18 protein-coding genes are annotated in these 18639 nt (G+C 73.8%); 8 read left to right on the forward strand and 10 right to left on the reverse strand.

The window, feature by feature from the left end; translation table 11 throughout:
* The first annotated feature begins 55 nt into the window (after positions 1–55).
* From OG552_RS01545 to OG552_RS01555, 3 genes are all read left to right on the forward strand, one after another.
* Positions 56–538 (forward strand): Lrp/AsnC family transcriptional regulator, encoded by a 483-nt coding sequence (locus OG552_RS01545; RefSeq protein ID WP_329128885.1) that lies wholly within the window; start codon positions 56–58, stop codon positions 536–538.
* Between the two features lie 57 nt (positions 539–595).
* The gene (locus OG552_RS01550) at positions 596–2284 is read left to right on the forward strand and encodes a DUF885 domain-containing protein (RefSeq protein ID WP_329128886.1); all 1689 of its coding nucleotides are present in this window, start codon (positions 596–598) and stop codon (positions 2282–2284) included.
* Positions 2285–2454: 170 nt separating this feature from the next.
* Complete coding sequence (locus OG552_RS01555) at positions 2455–2979, forward strand: GNAT family N-acetyltransferase (RefSeq protein WP_329128887.1); 525 nt, start codon at positions 2455–2457, stop codon at positions 2977–2979.
* A gap of 124 nt (positions 2980–3103) precedes the next feature.
* Here the strand turns inward: OG552_RS01555 and OG552_RS01560 are convergent, their stop codons facing one another.
* A complete protein-coding gene (locus OG552_RS01560; protein ID WP_329128888.1) occupies positions 3104–3604 on the reverse strand; it encodes a rhodanese-like domain-containing protein in 501 nt (166 codons plus the stop codon).
* A 94-nt stretch (positions 3605–3698) separates the two neighbouring features.
* Here OG552_RS01560 and OG552_RS01565 point away from each other — a divergent pair, with 94 nt between their 5' ends.
* The gene (locus OG552_RS01565; protein WP_329128890.1) at positions 3699–4145 is read left to right on the forward strand and encodes an Lrp/AsnC family transcriptional regulator; all 447 of its coding nucleotides are present in this window, start codon (positions 3699–3701) and stop codon (positions 4143–4145) included.
* A gap of 6 nt (positions 4146–4151) precedes the next feature.
* On the opposite strand, the gene OG552_RS01570 is transcribed toward OG552_RS01565, so the two are convergent.
* The 3 genes from OG552_RS01570 to OG552_RS01580 all read right to left on the reverse strand — a co-directional run bounded on the left by OG552_RS01570 (position 4152) and on the right by OG552_RS01580 (position 9817).
* Positions 4152–7745, reverse strand: a complete 3594-nt coding sequence (locus OG552_RS01570) for an AAA family ATPase (RefSeq protein ID WP_329128891.1) — start codon at positions 7743–7745, stop codon at positions 4152–4154.
* A 4-nt stretch (positions 7746–7749) separates the two neighbouring features.
* Positions 7750–8910 (reverse strand): exonuclease SbcCD subunit D, encoded by a 1161-nt coding sequence (locus OG552_RS01575; protein WP_329128893.1) that lies wholly within the window; start codon positions 8908–8910, stop codon positions 7750–7752.
* A 280-nt stretch (positions 8911–9190) separates the two neighbouring features.
* Positions 9191–9817 carry a YigZ family protein gene (locus OG552_RS01580; protein WP_329128894.1) on the reverse strand — a complete coding sequence of 209 codons (627 nt, stop codon included), beginning with the start codon at positions 9815–9817 and terminating at the stop codon, positions 9191–9193.
* A gap of 99 nt (positions 9818–9916) precedes the next feature.
* On the opposite strand from OG552_RS01580, the gene OG552_RS01585 reads away from it, so the two are divergent.
* Positions 9917–10327 (forward strand): CoA-binding protein, encoded by a 411-nt coding sequence (locus OG552_RS01585; RefSeq protein WP_329140493.1) that lies wholly within the window; start codon positions 9917–9919, stop codon positions 10325–10327.
* A gap of 46 nt (positions 10328–10373) precedes the next feature.
* On the opposite strand, the gene OG552_RS01590 is transcribed toward OG552_RS01585, so the two are convergent.
* Positions 10374–10904 carry a YbaK/EbsC family protein gene (locus OG552_RS01590; RefSeq protein WP_329128896.1) on the reverse strand — a complete coding sequence of 177 codons (531 nt, stop codon included), beginning with the start codon at positions 10902–10904 and terminating at the stop codon, positions 10374–10376.
* 50 nt (positions 10905–10954) lie between these two features.
* Complete coding sequence (locus OG552_RS01595) at positions 10955–11740, reverse strand: acyltransferase (protein WP_329128898.1); 786 nt, start codon at positions 11738–11740, stop codon at positions 10955–10957.
* A gap of 159 nt (positions 11741–11899) precedes the next feature.
* Here OG552_RS01595 and OG552_RS01600 point away from each other — a divergent pair, with 159 nt between their 5' ends.
* A complete protein-coding gene (locus OG552_RS01600) occupies positions 11900–12412 on the forward strand; it encodes a gamma carbonic anhydrase family protein (RefSeq protein ID WP_329140495.1) in 513 nt (170 codons plus the stop codon).
* Positions 12413–12486: 74 nt separating this feature from the next.
* On the opposite strand, the gene OG552_RS01605 is transcribed toward OG552_RS01600, so the two are convergent.
* Entirely contained in the window at positions 12487–13152 is a 666-nt protein-coding gene (locus tag OG552_RS01605) for a DedA family protein (RefSeq protein ID WP_329128899.1), read from the reverse strand.
* Positions 13153–13288: 136 nt separating this feature from the next.
* A complete protein-coding gene (locus tag OG552_RS01610; protein ID WP_329128901.1) occupies positions 13289–13753 on the reverse strand; it encodes a DUF4442 domain-containing protein in 465 nt (154 codons plus the stop codon).
* Between the two features lie 72 nt (positions 13754–13825).
* On the opposite strand from OG552_RS01610, the gene OG552_RS01615 reads away from it, so the two are divergent.
* A complete protein-coding gene (locus OG552_RS01615; RefSeq protein WP_329128902.1) occupies positions 13826–14959 on the forward strand; it encodes a hypothetical protein in 1134 nt (377 codons plus the stop codon).
* A gap of 114 nt (positions 14960–15073) precedes the next feature.
* On the forward strand, positions 15074–16327 hold the full coding sequence (locus tag OG552_RS01620) for an MFS transporter (protein WP_329128904.1): 1254 nt from the start codon (positions 15074–15076) through the stop codon (positions 16325–16327).
* A 38-nt stretch (positions 16328–16365) separates the two neighbouring features.
* Here OG552_RS01620 and OG552_RS01625 read toward each other — a convergent pair whose 3' ends face one another.
* A complete protein-coding gene (locus OG552_RS01625) occupies positions 16366–17208 on the reverse strand; it encodes a spermidine synthase (protein WP_329128905.1) in 843 nt (280 codons plus the stop codon).
* Between the two features lie 117 nt (positions 17209–17325).
* Positions 17326–18504, reverse strand: a complete 1179-nt coding sequence (gene tuf, locus OG552_RS01630; protein ID WP_329128906.1) for an elongation factor Tu — start codon at positions 18502–18504, stop codon at positions 17326–17328.
* Between the last annotated feature and the right edge of the window lie 135 nt (positions 18505–18639).

Consider the following 18639-nt stretch of genomic DNA (forward strand, 5'->3'; position numbering starts at 1 on the left):
TCAGACTGAACGCCCAACGGGACGGGGCGGGAAAACCCCGTGCTACGTTCGGCCGATGACCGAATCTGTCGCACTCGATCCGGTGGATCTCCACATCCTGCGGGTGCTCCAGAACGATGCCCGGACCACGTACCGCGACCTGGCCGCGGTAGTCGGCGTGGCACCCTCCACCTGCCTGGACCGGGTGGCCCGGCTGCGCCGCGGCGGCGTCATCCTCGGCCACGAACTGCGGCTCGACCCGGCGAAGTTGGGCCGCGGTCTGCAGGCACTGCTGCTGGTGCAGATGCGCCCGCACCGGCGGGAGCTGGTCGGCCCGTTCGTGGAGCGGATCCGCGGCCTGCCGGAGTCGCGGGCGCTGTTCCATCTGACCGGCCCCGACGACTACCTGGTGCAGGTGGCGGTGAGCGACACCGCGGACCTCCAGCGGCTGGTGCTCGACGAGTTCACCGCCCGGCGGGAAGTGGCCCGGGTGGAGACCCGGCTGATCTTCCAGCAGTGGGAGTGCGGGCCGCTGCTGCCGCCCGCTCACGACACGTAAGGTTCGCTGATTTTTTTGCTAGTGACGCGGACCGCTTCCTCGTACGAGGATGGCGCCATGTCCACTCTCAGCAGCAGTGCACTCCCCCGGCAGGTCGCGGACGCCTATGTCGACGACCTCCTCGAACTCGACCCGATTCTCGGCACGTACCTCGGCGCCCCCGACAGCAACCGGCGGCTGCCCGACCTGTCACCGGCGGGCGCCGACGCGCTGGCCGCGCTGGCGCGTACGACGCTGGACCGGCTGACCGAGGCCGAGGCCCGGCCGGGCGCGGAGAGCGACGCCGAGCGGCGCTGCGCCCGGCTGCTGCGCGAGCGGCTCACCGCCGAGCTGGCGGTGCACGACGCCGACGAGCACCTGCGGGCGGTGAACAACCTGGGTTCGCCCGCGCACAACATCCGCGAGACGTTCTCGCTGATGCCCACCGACACCCCGGAGCAGTACGCCGACGTGGCCGCCCGGCTGCGCGCGGTCCCGGCCGCCCTCGACGGCTACCGCGCCTCGCTCACCGAGGGTCTGAACCGCGGGCTGAAGGCGGGTCCGCGCCAGGTGGAGACCGTCATCGGGCAGTTCGGCGAGTGGATCGGCGACGACGGGTCGGGCAGCTGGTTCGAGAAGCTGGGCGCGGACGGCCCGCAGGAGCTGCGGGGCGAGCTGGCCGCGGCCGGCGCCGAGGCGACCGCCGCCTTCGCGGCACTGCGCGACTGGTTCCGGGACACCTACGCGCCCGCCGTCGCCGGAGCCCCCGACACAGTGGGCCGTGAGCGGTACGCCCGCTGGTCCCGGCTGTGGAACGGCACCGACCTGGATCTGGACGAGGCGTACGCGTACGGCTGGTCCGAGTTCCACCGGCTGCGTGCCGAAATGCTCGCCGAGGCGGGGAAGATCCTGCCCGACGCCACTCCGTGGGAGGTGCTCAAGCACCTGGAGGAGCACGGGCAGGCCATCGAGGGCGTGGACGAGGTCCGCGACTGGCTGCAGGGCCTGATGGACGAGGCGATCACCGCGCTGGACGGCACCCACTTCGAACTGGCGGAGCGGGTCCGCCGGGTGGAGTCCCGGATCGCCCCGCCCGGCGGCGCCGCGGCCCCGTACTACACCGGTCCGTCGGAGGACTTCACCCGGCCCGGGCGCACCTGGCTGCCCACCATGGGCCGCACCCGCTTCCCGGTCTTCGACCTGGTCTCCACCTGGTACCACGAGGGTGTGCCCGGTCACCACCTGCAGATCGCGCAGTGGGTGCACGTCGCGGAGAACCTGTCGCGCTACCAGGCGACGGTCGGCATGGTCAGCGCCAACGTCGAAGGGTGGGCGCTGTACGCCGAACGCCTGATGGACGAGCTCGGTTTCCTCACCGACCCCGAGCGGCGGCTCGGCTACCTCGACGCCCAGATGATGCGGGCCAACCGGATCATCGTGGACATCGGTATGCACCTGGAGCTGGAGATCCCGGCGGACTCGCCCTTCCACCCGGGCGAGCGCTGGACGCCGGAACTGGGCCGGGAGTTCTTCGGCCGGCACAGCGGCCGGCCGGCGAACTTCGTGGACAGCGAGCTGATCCGCTACCTCGGCATGCCCGGCCAGGCCATCGGCTACAAGCTCGGCGAGCGCGCCTGGCTGACCGGCCGGGCGGCGGCCCGCACGGCCCACGGCGACGCCTTCGACGCGAAGGCGTGGCACATGGCGGCGCTGTCGCTGGGTTCGCTCGGCCTTGACGACCTGGTGGCGGAGCTCTCCGCGCTCTAGGACACCGGTGCGGGCCGCCACCGGCAGGGGCGGCCCGCACCGCACGGGGCACACGGCGGCCCGCCGGAGTGGAACCTCTTTCCGCGCCCGCCCGTTACCCTGCTGCTCGGCGGCCGGATCGCCTCGGCGGCCCGGCCGGACCCTCTCGTACGACAAGGCGGTACGGCTGGATGACCCTGCACGCTTCCCATGACGGCGGACGCCTGGTGCTGACCCAGGGGAGACTGACCCTGCGGGAGCAGCTGCCGGCCGACGCCGTCCAGTTGTCCGACGGCAAGCCCGCCGAGCTGGTCTGGATCGACGGGGTGCCCGGCGAGGGCACGGTGGGCGCCGCCACCATGACGGTGGCCACCGCCAGAGCCGGCGTCTACCGGCCCGGCTGGGGCCTGTTCGCGATCACCAGGTCCGAGGACGGCACCGCGGTCGGCGGCGCCGGCTTCCACGGACCGCCGGACCAGGGTTCGGTGGAGATCGGCTACGACCTGTCGGAATCGGCCCGCGGCGCGGGCTGGGCGACCGACGCGGCCCGGGCGCTGTGCCAGTGGGCGCTCGCCCAGCCGAATGTGATGGTGGTCCTGGCCACCACGGAGCCCGGCAACCGCGCGTCCCAGGCGGTGCTGGAGAGAGTCGGTTTCATACGGGTGGCGGACCGAGGCGAGCTCTGGGCGTACGAGCTCACCTCGGTTCCGGCGTGACGGTTCCGCGTGACGGCTCCGGCCTGATCGTTTCTTCCGGGCCGGCGCGGCCCGAAGGTCCGGGCCCGATCGTCGCGGCCTGACAGTCCCGGCCTGACGGTCCCGGCCTGATCGTCCCGGCCGCTCAGCAGCCGCAGTCGGCGGCTCCGACGGGAGCGGTGAGCGGGTCGGGTGCGCGCCGTACGGCGCCGTCGGCGATCTCGTGATCAAGACCCTCCCGGATCCAGTACTCCATGCCGCCGAGCATCTCCTTGACCCGGTAGCCCAGGGTGGCGAGGCTCAGCGCGGCGCGGGTGGCGCCGTTGCAGCCGGGCCCCCAGCAGTGCACGACCACCGGGACCGCGGGGTCGAGGAACGTACCGGCCAGGCGCGGGATCCGGTCGGTGGGCAGGTGGACCGCGCCTGGGATGTGCCCCTGGTTCCAGGACTCGGTGCTGCGGCAGTCGACCACCACGAAGCCGGGGTCACCACCGGCCGCGAGCGCGGCAGCGACATCCGAGACGTCGGTGTGGAAGGCGAGCGACGCGGCGAAGTACGCGGCGGCGTCGGTGGGTGCGGCGGGCGGGACGCGCAGGACGGCATTGTCGGCGGGGGGCAGCAGGTCCGCGGTGTCGGAAGTGGTCATGCCCGGAAATCTAGGCGCGCGGACGCCGCCGCTGAAGAGGGATTCCCCGGCACTGCTGTTGATTCACCGGGGTTTCGGCTGCTACGCATGGCGGATGACCACGATTTCCCTGGACGCCACGGACTGGCGACTGCTGGAGGCCCTGCAACGCGACGGGCGGTCGAGCTACGCCGAGCTGGCCCGGACCGTGTCGATGTCGCCGAGCGCGGTGACCGACCGGGTCCGCCGGCTGGAGGAGGCCGGGGTGATCAGCGGCTACTCCGCGGTGATCGACCACGAGCGGGTCGGACTGCCGATCCTCGCGATGGTCCGGCTGCGCTACCCCACCGGCAACTACAAGCCCTTCCACGCGCTGCTCGGCACCACGCCCGAAATCCTGGAGGCGCACCATGTCACCGGGGACGACTGCTTCGTGATGAAGGTCGCCGCGCGGTCCATGCGGCACCTGGAAGAGGTCACCGGCCGGATCGCCGGGCTCGGGGCGGTCACCACGAGCATCGTGTACTCCTCACCCCTGGAACGCCGGCCGTTCGTGCTCTGAGCCGGATCAGCTGTGCGCGGCCGTCCGCATCCGTACGGTGGAGCCGTCCCGCCCCTTGAGGACACGCAGTTGGGCCGGGATGCGGTGCCGCAGGTCCGCCACGTGGCTGACGATGCCGACCGCGCGGTCCCGCTCCCGCAGGCCGTCGAGGACGTCGAGGACCTCGTCCAGGGTCTGGTCGTCCAGGCTGCCGAAGCCCTCGTCGATGAAGAGGGTGTCGAGCCGGGTGCCGCCGGACTCGTCGGTCACCACGTCCGCGAGGCCCAGCGCGAGGGCCAGTGAGGCGAAGAAGGTCTCGCCGCCGGAGAGCGTGGCGGTGTCGCGTTCGGTGCCGGTCCAGGCGTCCACCACCATCAGGCCGAGGCCGGACTTGGTACGGCCACTGCCCCGGGCGTCGCTGTGCACCAGGGTGTAGCGGCCGGCCGACATCCGCTGGAGGCGCACCCCGGCGGCGGCGGCGACCTGTTCGAGGCGGGCGGCCAGCACGTACGTCTCCAGCTCCATCCGGAACCGGTTCTCGGCGCTGGTCGCCGACGCCAGGTCGGAGAGCCGGGCGATCATTGCGAACTCGGCGCGGGCCGGGGCGAGCTGCCGCACGCGTGCGGTGGCGTCCGCGGAGAGCCGGTCGAGGTCGCGGCAGCGGGCGGTGGCGGCGGACTCGGCGGCCGAGGCGGCCCGCAGCCGCGCGGTCGCGGCGGCGAGTGCGGCCTGGGCGGCGGCCGGGTCGGCCGGTGGCAGCGCCGCCGCGGCGGCGGGTTCCGGTGCGGCCAGATCGGCTTCGAGCGCGGCCTCCTCCTTGGACCATGCCTCCACTTGGCGTTCGGCCCGCCACAGCCGCTCGGCGGGCAGCAGCGCCGCCTTCGCCTCGGCCGGTGAGCCGAACCCGGCGCGGGCCGCCGCGTCGGCGAGTGCCCGCTCGGCCTCGGCGAGCCGGTCGGCGCTCTCGCCGCGGGCCCGCACGGCGTGCACGGCGCGTTCCAGCAGCGCGATGCGGTCGGACAGCCGGGCCCGGCGGGCCGCGACGCTCGGGTGACCGGCCCTGGCGCGCTCCAGCTCCGCGCTCAACTGCTCGTGTTGGTCGTCCAGTTCCTCGCGCCGCGAGGCATGGGCGGCAGCCTGGTTCAACGCCGCGTTGCGCTGCTCGGTACGGCTGTCGCGCTCCTCCTCGGCGCGGGCCAGCGCCTGCTTCGCCTCGGGCACCCCGGCGGCCTCCCGAGTGGCCTGGGCGTGTTCGGCCTCCAGTACGGCGCAGGCGGTGGCCAGTCCGGCGGCCGGCTCCGCACCGGCGGTCGCGGCGGCCGCCTCCAGGGCGGCGCCCAGCCGGGCGGCTTCGGTACGCGCGGTGTCGTGCGCGGCGGCTGCCCGCTGGTAGGCCGCCTCGGCGGCTTCCTCGTCCGCCCGGGTGACCTGCTGCGGCGCGGGGCGGGCGGGCGCGGGGTGTTCGGCGGAGCCGCAGACCCGGCACGGCTCCCCCGCCGCGAGCTCCCCGGCCAACTCGGCGGCGATGCCGTCGATGCGTGCCTCGCGGAGGTCCTGCCAGGTGTCCCGCGCGTCGGCCGCGGCGTCCCGAGCGTGGCGTACGGCGTCCTCGGTGCGGGTCAACTCGGCCCTCAGCCGGTCCCGTTCGGCCGCGGCGTCGCGCTGCCGTCGGGCCGTCTCCAGCCGCGCGCTCAGGCCGCCCGCGCGCGCCGCGGCGTCCGCGCCGGCGTCGAGCCGGGTCTGGAGGGCGGCCCGCTGCCGCGGCCACTCGCCCAGCCACGCCTCCGCCTCCCGCACGATGCCTTCGGCGGCCCGCTCCTCCCGCTCCAACTGCCCGCGCCGGGCCTCGACCTCCCGGACCCGCGCCTCGGCCTCCCCGGCCTGCGCCAGCCCCCCGAGCTCTTCCCGCAGCTCCCCGACCCGCCGCGCGAGCACGTCACTGACTGCGGCGGCCCAACCACCCCCGGCCGCCCCGGAACCGGCGGACGGCTCCGCACGGCCCACCGCCCCGCCCTGCCCCGGCACCACGTTCCGCCCCCGTGGCGCGGTCACATCAGCCGCCTCGTCCTGCTGCCGGGCACCGGCGGAAGGGGCCGGCATGCCACGGACCCCGGACGCGGCCGACGGCTCAGCCCCACCCGCCGCCTCTGCCCGCCCGAGCCGCTCCTGCCGAGACGCCCCGGACACGGCCAGCCGCTCGGCCTCCCCGCCTGCACCCCGGGCCGCGGGCAGCCCGGAAGCGCCCGGGACCGAGCCCGCCCGCTCCGGCTGCGAGAGGCCGGCAGAACCGCTCGCCTCATCACGCAACCCGGCCTCGTACCCGGGCAGCCCCGAAGCGGCCAGGGTCGCATCCGTACGGCTCGCACGCGCCGGGGACTCGACCCCGCCGGCCGCGTCCGCCCGCCCCGGCTCCCTCGCCTCACCACGCAACCCGCTCTCGTACCCGGGCAGCCCGGAAGCAGCCGGGGCCGCATCCGTACCGCCCGTAAGGGGTCCGGGCTCGGCTCGGGGGGCGGTGGTTTCGCCCCGGGCGGGACGCGTGCCGGTGCGGGCCTGCGGGAGGGCGCCCTCGGGCAACTGCTCTCCGGACGCGGTGAGTTCGGCCGCGATCCGCCGTTCGGTGGTCAGCGCGTCCCGGTGCTGGGTGGCGGCCTTGTCGCGGTGGGCGAGGGCGGGTTCGACGGTCGTGGCCCGCAGGGCGCGGGTGAGGGCGGTGCGGGCTGCCGTACGAGCCGCGTCCTCGGCGGCCAGCGCGTCGGCGCGGCGGCAGAGGTCGGCGTGGCGGGTCTGGAGGGCGTGCAGGTCCCGGGCCGCGTCGAAGGAGTCCGCGGCGGCCCGGTGGGCGGTCTCGGCGTGGTGGAGGGCCGACCGGGCGACGGTGCGGGCCTCGCGGGCGTCGCAGCGCAGGACCGCGGCCCACTCCAGAAGGTCCGCCTCGGCCTCCGGGCCGGGTCCTGGTCCTGCCGCCTGCCGCAGCCGGGCGGCGAGGTCGCGCAGGTCCGCGTCGCCCTGGCCGAGCCGCTGGGACGCCTCCTGCTTGCGGTCCCGCAGCCACCGCTCCACCCCGCGGAAGCGGCGCGTGTCGAAGAGCTTGCCGAGCAGCGCGGCCCGTTCGGTGGCACTGGCCCGCAGGAAGGTCGCGAACTCGCCCTGCGGCAGCAGCACGACCTGGCAGAACTGCTCGCAGCTCATCCCGACCAGCTGCTTGATCTCCTCACCGATCTCCTGGTGGGACTTGGAGATCCCCTCCCACTGCCCGCCCTTGTGCTCGCGCAGCAGCGTGACCGCCTTGTCGAGAGTCGTACCCGTCCCCCGCTTCTTCGCCCGCAGTTGCTCCGGCCGCCGGGTGATCTCCAACCGCCGCCCGCCGAGGGTCAGTTCCAGGACCACTTCGGTGGCGGTGCCGGCCGCCGCGTGGTCGCTGCGCAGCCTCGTCGCGGGCCGGGCCCCGGGCACCTGGCCGTAGAGGGCGTAGCAGACCGCGTCCAGGACGGAGGTCTTGCCTGCTCCGGTGGGGCCGTGCAGCAGGAACAGCCCGGCTGAGGAGAGTTCGTCGAAGTCGACCCGCTGGGTGCCGGCGAAGGGTCCGAACGCGGTGAGTTCGAGTCGGTGCAGTCGCATCGGGTCAGTCGCCTTCCGTCCGTACCGCCTCGCTGCGTACCGCGTCGAACGCGTCCGCCAGCACGTCCCGTTCGCCCGGGTCCGCCGCCTGGCCGCGTACGTGCGCCACGAAGTCCTCGGCGATCTGCCGGTCGGTCCGGCCGCGCAGCCGCTGGGCGTAGGAGGCCGCCGGGTCGTCGTCGCCGTTCTCGGGTTCGAAGGCGAGGCTGAGGATGTGCGGGAAGCGTTTGGTGAGGGCCGCCATCGGTTCGTGCGGGCGGTAGGGGTCGGTGAGAGTGGCTTCCACCCAGGCGTCGGTGTGGCGGTCATGGGCGGGGTCGCCCAGCAGGTCGTCGAGGCGGCCGCGCAGCCGGGCGAGTCGTCTGGGCACGGGCGTGTCGACGCGTTCCGCGTCCACCTCGCCGGCCGCGCCGAGGGTGACGAGCCAGACGCTCTTGCGGTGGTGCTCCTCGGAGAAGGAGTAGGCCAGCGGTGAGCCGGAGTAGCGGACGCGTTCGCTCACCGTCTGGCAGCCGTGCAGATGGCCGAGCGCCGCGTAGTGCACGCCGTCGAAGACCGCCGCGGGGACCGCCTGGACGCCGCCGGCGGTGATGTCGCGCTCGCTGTCGCAGGGCGCGGCTCCGGTGACGAAGGCGTGCGCGAGCACGACGGCCCTCGTGCCCTCGGCGCGGCCGGCGAGGTCGGCGCGGACGCGGTCCATGGCGGCACCGAGCACCGCCGTGTGGTCGGCCTGCTCGGCGTCGAACTCCTGGCGGACGAGGGCGGGTTCGAGGTAGGGCAGTCCGTAGACGGCGACCTCGCCGTGCTCGTCGGAGAGCAAGACCGGCTGGTGGCAGGTCGCCGGGTCGGTGCGCAGATGGATACCGGCCCGGCCCATGATGCGGCCGCCGACGCCGAGCCGCCGGGCGGAGTCGTGGTTGCCGGAGATCATCACGGTGGGCACACCCAGCTCCGCGAGCCGGTGCAGCGCCTCGTCGAAGAGCTCGACGGCGGACAGCGGCGGCACGGCGCGGTCGTAGACGTCTCCGGCCACCAGAACGGCGTCGACCCGCTCGCTGCGGGCGGTGTCCACCAGGTGGTCGAGGAAGGCGCGCTGGGCGTCGAGCAGGCTCACCCGGTGGAAGGACCGCCCCAGGTGCCAGTCCGATGTGTGCAGGAATCTCACTCGGTGGCTCCCACCCGCACGTTTGGCCTCGCCGTTCCTTGGTGTCGGTTGACGCCGGTCCCCGTCGGTCAGCGCGGTTGAGCGCCGGTACGTACGGTCCCGGCACGGTCGCGCCGGTCGTGGCACCGCGGTCGTCCCCGCCCGGGCCGCTCCCCCGGCCCGGGTCATGTGTCCGTGGATGTCCGCGGTGATCAGGATTGTAGAGGGCGCGGGGCCGGCGCTTCGTCCGAGGGCCGTGGCGCGGGTGTGACGCGGTGTCAGCGGCGGCCGTCCTGGGCGCTCAGACGTCCACGTACGCGCTGCCCTCGACCGTGAGTCCCGCGGCGCCCGAGGTCGTGTCGGCCAGCCAGGACCGGAAGGCGGGCAGGTCGGCCTCGGGGACGCCGAGGTGGAAGGTGACCTCGGCGGCGTAGGTGACGTCGCGTACGGTGCGGCCGGCGGCGCGCAGTTCGTTCTCCAGCCGGCCGGCCCGCTGGTGGTCGGCGGTGACGGTGACCAGCGCGAGGCGGCGGCGCTCGATGGTGCCGATGTTGTCCAGCGCGGCGGAGACGGCGCCGCCGTAGGCGCGGGCGAGGCCGCCGGCGCCGAGCTGGACGCCGCCGTAGTAGCGGGTGACGACGGCGACGGTGTCGCGTACCTCGCGGGCGAGCAGCACCTGGAGCATGGGGGTGCCGGCGGTGCCCCCGGGTTCGCCGTCGTCGCTCGCCCGGTGCAGGCGTCCGTCCGGGCCGATGACGTAGGCGAAGCAGTTGTGGGTCGCGGCCGGGTGCTCCTTGCGGATCCGGCGGATGAACTCCTGCGCGGTGTCCGCCGCGGCGGCGGGGGCGAGCGCGCACAGGAAACGGGAGCGTTTGATCTCGCTCTCGTGGACGCCTTCGCGCGCCACCGTCAGATACCGGTCGATCATCCGTTCAGCCTACGGCCGGGGGAATGGCAGCCGCCGTTCCGGGGTTCGAGCAGGCAGGACGTGATGATGGTTCCGAGACGGGACAGGCTGGAGGACGGCGTGTACGGCGACGCGGAGACGGTGCGGAGGATTCTGACCGGGACGGGCGACACCTGGGCGGTGGTGGGCCTGTCGAACAACACCTCGCGGGCGGCGTACGGCGTCGCGGCGGTGCTCCAGCGGTTCGGCAAGCGGATCGTGCCGGTGCATCCGAAGGCGGAGACCGTCCACGGCGAGCAGGGGTACGCCTCCCTGGAGGACATCCCCTTCCCGGTGGACGTGGTGGACGTGTTCGTCAATTCCGAGCTGGCGGGGGCGGTCGCCGACCAGGCGGTGGCGGCCGGGGCGAAGGCCGTCTGGTTCCAGCTCGGGGTGGTGGACGAGAAGGCGTTCGAGCGGACCCGGGCGGCCGGGCTCGCCATGGTGATGGACCGGTGCCCCGCGATCGAGATTCCGCGGCTGGCCGGCTGAGCCACCGCGGTCAGGTGCACAGACCGGAGGTGCACAGACCGGCGGGTCAGGTGCCCAGACCGGCGAGCACCACGGCGCCGGGGAGCCCGGCGAGCGCCTTGCCGGGGACGATGAGCTTGCCGCGCCTGGCGCCGCTGCCGATCACCACATAGGGCGTGTCGACAACGGCCGCGTCGATCAGCAGCGGCCAGCCGGCCGGCAGCCCGACGGGGGTGATCCCGCCGTACTCCATGCCGGTCTCGCTCACCGCGAGGTCCATCGCGGCGAAGGACGCCTTGCGCGCTCCGAGGTGGCGGCGGACCAGGCCGTTGACGTCGGCGCGGGTGGTGGAGAGGACCACACAGGCCGCGAGGGTGACGTCCTGGCCGCGCTTGCCGGCCACGACGACGCAGTTCGCGGAGACATCCATCAGTTCGGGGCCGTAGGCGGCCACGAAGTCCGCGGTGTCCGCCTTCGCCGGATCGGTGTCCACCAGGATCATCTCGGGCGTCACCGCGGCGGCGACCGGCGGCGGCAGCAGTTCCCGGCGTTCGGTGGCGGGGTGGGCGTCCTCGAAGTTCCCGATCGGTGCGCGCATACGGCGAACCTAACAAATCCCCGGACGGCGGGATCCACGGGCGGGGCCGCTCACGCGCCGCTCCTGTCCTCCAGTTGCCCGTCCGCCAGTTGCTCCTCCAACTCCCGCAGCGCCAGCAGCTGTTCCGGCGTGGCGCCGTCCGGGATCGGGACCGGCGCCGGAGTGCGCAGCGGTGGCTGCCAGCCCGCCGCGGGGTCCCAGCGGCGGACGACGCGGGCCGGGGCGCCTGCCACCACCGCGTAGTCGGGGACCTCACCGCGCACCACCGCCGCGGCGGCGACCACGACATTGCGGCCGAGCCGGGCACCGGGCAGGATCACGCACCCCGAGCCGAGCCAGCTGCCCGAGCCGATCTCCACCGGCGCGGTCCGCGGCCACTGCTTGCCGACCGGCTGGGTGGTGTCGTCGTAGGAATGGTTGTCGCTGGTCACATAGGTGTACGGGCCGCAGTAGACGTCGTCGCCGAAGGTCACAGGCGCCGAGGCGACCACATGGCTGCCACGGCCGAGCACGACCCCGTTGCCGAACCGCAGCACAGGGTCGGGGCCGAGGTCGAGGCCGGGCATCATCCCGGCGGTGAGCGTGACCTGCTCACCGATGATGCAATGGTCGCCGAGGTGGATCCACCGCTCGCCGAAGACGGTCCCCTGCGGGAAGGCGAGGCGGGTACCGGCACCGATGGCGCCGAAGCGCAGCGGTCCAGGGCGGGCGGCGGTGACCGCGCCCGCGTTCTGCATCCAGCGCCAGCCGCGGTGCACCAGGCGCGAGGACGCGCGGCGCCGCCAGGCCGCGGCGCCCCCGATCACAGAGAAGAACACGTTCTCATTCTTGGGCACGGGCCCACCGTATACGGTGCCGGTGGACGGCGGTGGAGCGGCGTGAGGACGGTGGCCATGGCGGAGCGGGCGGGCGGCACGGGCGCGGCGGACGGTCCGGACGGCACGGGCGCGGCGGACGGTCCGGGCACCGCGGTACAGCGGCCGCCGGCCGGTGCGCTGATCGCCGCGGTGGGCGGGCGGCAGCCCCGGGTGGACCCCGGCGCGTACACCGCCGCGGGCGCCGTGGTGGTGGGTGACGTGACGATCGCGGCGGGGGCGAGCGTGTGGTACCACGCGGTGCTGCGGGGCGACGGCGAGTCGATCAGCCTCGGCGCGGGTTCGAACATCCAGGACAACTGCACGGTGCACGCCGACCCCGGCTTCCCCGCGGTGATCGGCGCGGGCGTGACCGTCGGCCACAACGCGGTGCTGCACGGCTGCGTGATCGAGGACGACGTACTGATCGGGATGGGCGCGACGGTGCTGAACGGCGCCCGCGTCGGTACCGGTTCGCTGATCGCGGCGGCAGCCCTCGTGCCGGAGGGGATGGTGGTGCCGCCGGGCTCACTGGTGGCCGGGGTGCCGGCGAAGGTCAGGCGGCAGCTCTCGCCGGAGGAGCGGGCCGGGATCCGGCTGAACGCCGGGCATTACGTGTCGCTCGCGGTGGTGCACCGGGAGTCCCTGGGCTGACCCGCGCGGGCCCTGCGGCGGCTCTGCCGGACCGAGGGGCGGCTCTGCCGGACCGAGGGGGCTGCCGGGCGGCGCTACTCGCCGGCCTGGGCGACCGCGACCTCGGGCGCCGTCTCGGCCGAGGCCGACTCGATCTCCTCCTGTGCCCTGGCCGCGCGGCGCCGCACGAGGAGGAACGAACCAATGCCGAAGAGCACCGCGATGGCCAGCCCGAAGTATCCGAAGCGCTTGAGCCACGGCTCGGCGACGACCCCGACGTAGTAGATGATCGCGGTGAAGCCGCCCGCCCAGACGATGCCGCCGAGCGCGTTGGCCAGCAGGAACTTCCCGTACGGCATCCTCAGCACGCCCGCCAGCGGCCCGGCGAAGATCCGCAGCAGCGCCACGAAGCGGCCGAAGAAGACCGCCCACACGCCCCAGCGCTGGAACGAGCGCTCGGCGGTGGCGACATGACCCGGTGAGAAGTGTTTGGGGAATCTCTCGCCGAGCCGGTCCAGGAGTGGCTGGCCGCCCTTGTGGCCGATGGAGTAGCCGATCGAGTCGCCGCCGATCGCGCCGATGATGGCGCTGACGGCGACCAGCCAGGGGTTGACGCTCCCGTGGGAGGAGAGCAGTGCGGCGGTCATCAGGACGATCTCACCGGGCAGCGGGATGCCCAGGCTCTCCACACCGACCACCAGGAACACCGTCAGGTAGACGGCGACCGGTGGGATGCCGTCGAGCCACTCCTGGACGTGCACAGCCGGTCCCCTCCCCATGACAACGGTCGGAAAATGGGCGCGCCCGGCGCCCACCTGGGAAGCCTAACCGACCGGCGGAGGATGGCGTCCGGTCAGCGGAGCGGCTGTGGACAGCCAGCGGCCCGGTGCGGGGTCGTCACTTGTTGGGCCGCAGCGTCCAGACGATGCTCATCCGGGCGGTCTCGGCGCCGTCGGCCCGGCTGATGGACACCTCGACGGGGAATTCGGGGCGGGTACCGGCGTCCAGCTCGGCGACGACGTCGGCGGCCGGCCTGCCGAGTTCAGCGGTAGCGGTGACCGGGCCCATGGCGAGCTTGGAGTACGCGATCTCGGCGCGCACCGCGAGCGGGACCGCCCGGCTCAGCTGGTCGCCGAAGGCGGCGAGCACGATGGCGCCGGACGCGGACTCGGCGAGGGTGAACATCGCCCCGGCGTGCGGGCCCCCGACGTGGTTGTGGAAGGCGGGCTGGTCCGGCAGCAGGACCACGGCACGCTCCGCGGTGATCTGCTCGTACTCCAGGTTGAGGGTGCGGACCATGGGCACGGTGGCGCTGAGCATTTCGCCTATCGAGGGCCCGGAGGCGGGCAAGGTCTCTGACATGACTGGAGATTACCAGCCGGTAATGAGATGCGGCATGGAACCTCGGGGCCGCCTCCCCTAGTGTTTCCAGCCATGTGGCCAGGAGAACAAAACGGGGGACAGCAGTATCCGCAGGGCAGCGGGAACAACTCCCCACAACAACCCCAGGGACCGTACGGGCCGCCCAACCCGTACGCGCAGCCCGGCTATCAGCAGCCGGGCGGGCAGCAGCCCGGCTACCCGCCGCAGCAACCGCCGCCGTCCCCGTACGGCACGCCGTCGCCGTACGGGCAGCCCGGTTACCAGCAGCAGCCCGGCTATCCGCCGCCCCAGCCGTGGGGGCAGCCCACCGGGCCCGGCGGCCCGGCCGGCCCCCAGGGCCCTGACGGTCCGCAGCCGCCGCGTGGCCGCCGGAACCTCAACGTGGCCATCGCGATCACCTCGGCGGTCGCGGTGATCGCCGCCATCGTCGTCGGCGCGGTGTATCTGGCCGGCGGCGACAAGAAGGACGACGCGAAGAACGGCGGCTCCCCGACGCCGACCGCCACCGTGACCTCGGCCACGCCCTCCCCCACCGCGACCGGCACCCCCAGCGACGACCTCACCGACAACCCGCGCGCGGCGCCGGGCACCGCGAACGTCAAGCCGGTCGTCCCGGGCTGGAAAGTGGTCACCAGGACCCAGCGCAACGTCGCCTTCGACGTACCACCGGACTGGTCGGTCAAGACCGAGGACGAGATCGTCGGTTACGAGGACGACAACGGCAAGGCGCAGGTCGCGATGAGCGGCCCGGCCTACTACAAGGAAGCCTGGTGCACGTCCTCCGAGGGCACCGCCGACCGCGCGGTGGTCGGCACCAAGGGCGCGAACGGCGCCACGAGCGTCCGCAACGCCGCCGAGTCGCAGGCCACCTCCTGGGCGTACTGGGCGTTCCAGAACAAGGGCAAGGGCACCTTCTCCAAGGCGCAGAACAGCAAGGAGTTCACCAACGCCTACGGGATCAGCGGCTGGCAGGCGCAGGCCACCGCCACGAAGGTGCCGGCCGGCAAGTGCGTCACGAGCACCGGTGAGGCCTGGACCGTCGCCTGGATCGACCCGACCCAGCCCGACCCGGCGAAGAAGCTCGTGGTGTGGGTGCTCTACGCGGACCGCGGGAACGCCGACCAGGTGTCGCAGGCGACCGTCGACAAGATCAAGAGCACGATCCGGCTGATCAAGCAGCCTTAGCCGGGCCGGAAACAGTTTGCGGCGGGCGGGGCGCTCGTGTTGAGTCCCGGGGTGACCAGTGACGCTCCGGCACCCCGCCTGCCCCGCCCGCGGCCCCGGCCTCGGCTGCCGGTGATGCCGCCGTGGGCCGGGAAGAACTTCCGGCTGCTGGTCTCCGCGTCCTTCATCACCAACCTCGGCGGCTCGGGCGCGACCATCGCGGCTGCCTACGCGGTCATCGAACAGGGCGGCAGCGCCACCGACGTGGGCCTGGTGGCGGCTGCCCGCACGCTGGCGATGGTGGTCTTCCTGCTGGTCGGCGGCGCCGTCGCGGACCGGGTGCCGCGGCAGCTGGTGATGGTCGTGGCGAACAGCGCGAACGCCCTCTCGCAGGGCTTCTTCGCGTTCCTGGTGCTCACCGGGCATCCCGCGCTGTGGCAGATGGCGCTGCTCACCGGCATCGGCGGCGCCGCCCAGGCGTTCTTCTCGCCGGCTTCCCAGGGTCTGCTGCTGTCCACCGTCGACGGCGAGCACGCGGGCAAGGCGTTCTCGGTCTACCGGCTGTCGGTGAACGGCGCCACCATCGGCGGCGCGGCGCTCGGCGGCGCCCTGGTGGCGGGGATCGGTCCCGGCTGGGTGCTCGCGGTGGACGCGACCGGTTTCGCGGTGGCGGCGGCGCTGCGCTCGCGGATCGAGGTGGCCAGGGCGGTCCGGGACACCCCGTCCGGCGGCATCCTGCGCGAATTGCACGAGGGGTGGCGGGAGTTCGTTTCCCGCTCCTGGCTGTGGGGCATCGTGGTGCAGTTCGCGGTCGTCAACGGTGTGGTCGGCGCCTGCGAGGCGGTCTACGGTCCGCTGGTCGCCCGGGAGCATCTGGGCGGCGCCGGGCCGTGGGGGCTGGCGCTGGCCGCGAGCGGCATCGGTACGGTCGGCGGCGGGCTGCTGATGATGCGCTGGCGACCGCGCCGCATCCTGCTGGTCGGCACCCTCGCCATCTTCCCGCTGGCGCTGCCTCCCGCCGCGCTGGCGCTCGCGCCGTCCCTCGGGCTGCTGGTGGCCGTGATGTTCGTGGCGGGGATCGCCGTCGAGGTGTTCGCGGTCGGCTGGATGCTGGCGCTGCACCAGGAGATCCCGGACGAGAAGATGGCCCGGGTGTCGGCGTACGACTGGCTCGGCTCGGTGGCGCTGACGCCGCTGGCGATGGCGGCCGCCGGTCCCGCGGCGAACGCCTTCGGCCGGACCGACGCGCTGTGGGGGTCGGCGGCGCTGGTGGTGCTGCTCACCGGCGCGGTGCTGGTGCTGCCGGACGTACGGCGGCTGGAGCGGCGTACGCCCGAGGGGCACGTGGTGACGGCGGACCTGCAGGTGCCGCAGCCCACCGGGCAGTAGATCCGGTCCGCCCCCGGGGCGCCCCTCCGCCCCCGGTCTCAGCCGACGGTGAAGGCGCCTTCCGGCGGTTCGGGTGACGGGGCCGCGGACGCGTCGTGCACGGGGGTCCCGGTGAGCTCGCGCAGCGCCGTGCCCGTCACCACCCTGGCCGGGAAGGCGTCGCCCGCGCACAGCCGGGCGAGGGCGTCCAGCGGAAGCGGCCGGCGGGCGGCGGCGAGCACGGCGTTGCCGAAGCGGCGACCCCGCAGCACACCCGGTTCCGCCAGCACGCACAGCTCGGCGTCCGGCCCGAACGCTTCGCGCACAGACGCCAGTTGGGACCCGAGGAAAGGGAAGGGCGCCGCGTCGGCGAGATTCGCCGTGTAGACGCCGCCGGGGCGCAGCACCCGCACCGCCTCGCGCAGGAACTCCACCGAGGTGAGATGCGCCGGCACCCGTGAGCCGGTGAAGACATCGGCGACGATCGCGTCCGCACTGCTGTCGGGCGCCGCGGCCAGCCACTGCCGGGCGTCGGCGGTGTACACGGCGATGCCCGGTTCTGCCACCGGCAGGTACTCGGTGACGAGCGCCGCCAGCCCCCGGTCGGCCTCCACGACCTGCTGCGGTGACCCCGGCCGGGTGTGGGCCAGCCGGCGCGGCAGTGTCAGCGCGCCGCCGCCGAGGTGCACGGCGTGCACCGGCGTGTCGAAGGCGGACTCCAGCACATGGGCGATGCGCCGGGTGTACTCGAACTCCAGGTGCGCCGGGTCGTCCAGGTCGACGTACGACTGCGGGGCCCCGTCGACGGTGAGCAGCCAGGCCCGCGGCCGGTCCAGATCAGGCAGCAGTTTCGCGGTGCCGAAGTCGACTGCCCTGGTCACGGGGACGGGTTCCTGGCTCATCCGCCGATTCTCCCAGCCCCCGCCGGCGACCGCGTACGCCCCCGGGGGCGCCGGGAGCGCGGGTGGCGCACGGGCGTGTCGCACCCCTGTCGTGCAGGGGTGCGACACGCCGTGCCGTCAGCTCACCTCGGTGACCGTCCCCGCGCCCACCGTGCGCCCGCCCTCGCGCATCGCGAAGCCGAGCCCCGGCTCCAGCGGCAGCGCGCGGCCGAGTTCGACCGTGATGTCCGCCGTGTCACCGGGCAGCGCGATGCCACCGGGCCCGAGGTCCACATCCCCCGACACGTCGGCGGTGCGGATGAAGAACTGCGGGCGGTAGCCGCTGGCGACCGGCGTGTGCCGGCTGCCCTCCACCGCGGGCACGATGTAGACGCGCGCGGTGAACCGGCGGTGCGGGGTGACGCTGTCCGGCGCCGCGACGATGTCGCCGCGCCGCACCTGCGTACGCTGCACACCCCGCAGCAGCAGGGCCACATTGTCCCCGGCCTGCGCGGAGTCCATCGGCTTCCCGAAGGTCTCCAGGCCGGTGACCACGCTGGTGAGCGGTTCGCCGGTGTCGCCGTACAGCGCGACGCGGTCGCCCGGCCGCACGGTCCCCCGCTCGACGGCCCCGGTGACGACGGTGCCGCGCCCGGTGATGCTGAGCACGTTCTCCACCGAGAGCAGGAACGGCGCGTCGGTGTACCGCTCGGGCACCGGGACATAACTGTCCACGGCGTCGAGCAGCTCGCCGATCGCGGCACTCCACCGCGGGTCCCCCTCCAGCGCCCGCAGCCCGGAGACGCGGACCACCGGCAGGACGTCGCCCGGGTAGCCGTGGGCGGTGAGCAGTTCGCGTACCTCCAGTTCCACCAGGTCGGTGAGTTCCGGGTCACCCGCGTCGGCCTTGTTGAGCGCGACGACGATGTGCCGCACGCCGATCTGCCGGGCCAGCAGGACGTGCTCCGCGGTCTGCGGCATCACGCCGTCGAGCGCCGAGACGACCAGGATCGCGCCGTCCAGCTGGGCCGCGCCGGTGATCATGTTCTTCACGTAGTCGGCGTGCCCGGGCATGTCGACGTGCGCGTAGTGCCGGGTACCGGTCTCGTACTCGACGTGCGAGATGGTGATGGTGATGCCCCGGTCCGCCTCCTCCGGGGCGCGGTCGATGCGGTCGAACGGTACGAAGGTGCCGGTGCCGCGGTCGGCCAGCACTTTGGTGATGGCGGCGGTGAGCGTGGTCTTGCCGTGGTCGACATGACCCATGGTGCCGATGTTGAGATGCGGCTTGGTCCGGACGTATGCCTGCTTGGGCATCGGTGTGCTCTTCCTCGAAGCGCCGCGCGGGAGGTGGTGGTCCGCGCGGACGGAATGACTCTTGGCCTGAATGCCTGGACCCCTTGGCCGGACCGACCCTCCCCCTGTGGGGTCCGCCGGTTGTTCTGTCCGGGG

Source organism: Streptomyces sp. NBC_01476 (genome assembly GCF_036227265.1).
Lineage (GTDB): Bacteria > Actinomycetota > Actinomycetes > Streptomycetales > Streptomycetaceae > Actinacidiphila.

Coding starts and splice junctions, on each gene's coding strand:
- OG552_RS01550 (WP_329128886.1), top strand. CDS start 596: ATGTCCACTCTCAGCAGCAGTGCACTCCCCCGGCAGGTCGCGGACGCC.
- OG552_RS01560 (WP_329128888.1), bottom strand. CDS start 3,604: ATGACCACTTCCGACACCGCGGACCTGCTGCCCCCCGCCGACAATGCC.
- OG552_RS01570 (WP_329128891.1), bottom strand. CDS start 7,745: ATGCGACTGCACCGACTCGAACTCACCGCGTTCGGACCCTTCGCCGGC.
- OG552_RS01565 (WP_329128890.1), top strand. CDS start 3,699: ATGACCACGATTTCCCTGGACGCCACGGACTGGCGACTGCTGGAGGCC.
- OG552_RS01615 (WP_329128902.1), top strand. CDS start 13,826: ATGTGGCCAGGAGAACAAAACGGGGGACAGCAGTATCCGCAGGGCAGC.
- tuf (WP_329128906.1), bottom strand. CDS start 18,504: ATGCCCAAGCAGGCATACGTCCGGACCAAGCCGCATCTCAACATCGGC.
- OG552_RS01610 (WP_329128901.1), bottom strand. CDS start 13,753: ATGTCAGAGACCTTGCCCGCCTCCGGGCCCTCGATAGGCGAAATGCTC.
- OG552_RS01625 (WP_329128905.1), bottom strand. CDS start 17,208: ATGAGCCAGGAACCCGTCCCCGTGACCAGGGCAGTCGACTTCGGCACC.
- OG552_RS01620 (WP_329128904.1), top strand. CDS start 15,074: ATGCCGCCGTGGGCCGGGAAGAACTTCCGGCTGCTGGTCTCCGCGTCC.
- OG552_RS01580 (WP_329128894.1), bottom strand. CDS start 9,817: ATGATCGACCGGTATCTGACGGTGGCGCGCGAAGGCGTCCACGAGAGC.
- OG552_RS01545 (WP_329128885.1), top strand. CDS start 56: ATGACCGAATCTGTCGCACTCGATCCGGTGGATCTCCACATCCTGCGG.
- OG552_RS01555 (WP_329128887.1), top strand. CDS start 2,455: ATGACCCTGCACGCTTCCCATGACGGCGGACGCCTGGTGCTGACCCAG.
- OG552_RS01590 (WP_329128896.1), bottom strand. CDS start 10,904: ATGCGCGCACCGATCGGGAACTTCGAGGACGCCCACCCCGCCACCGAA.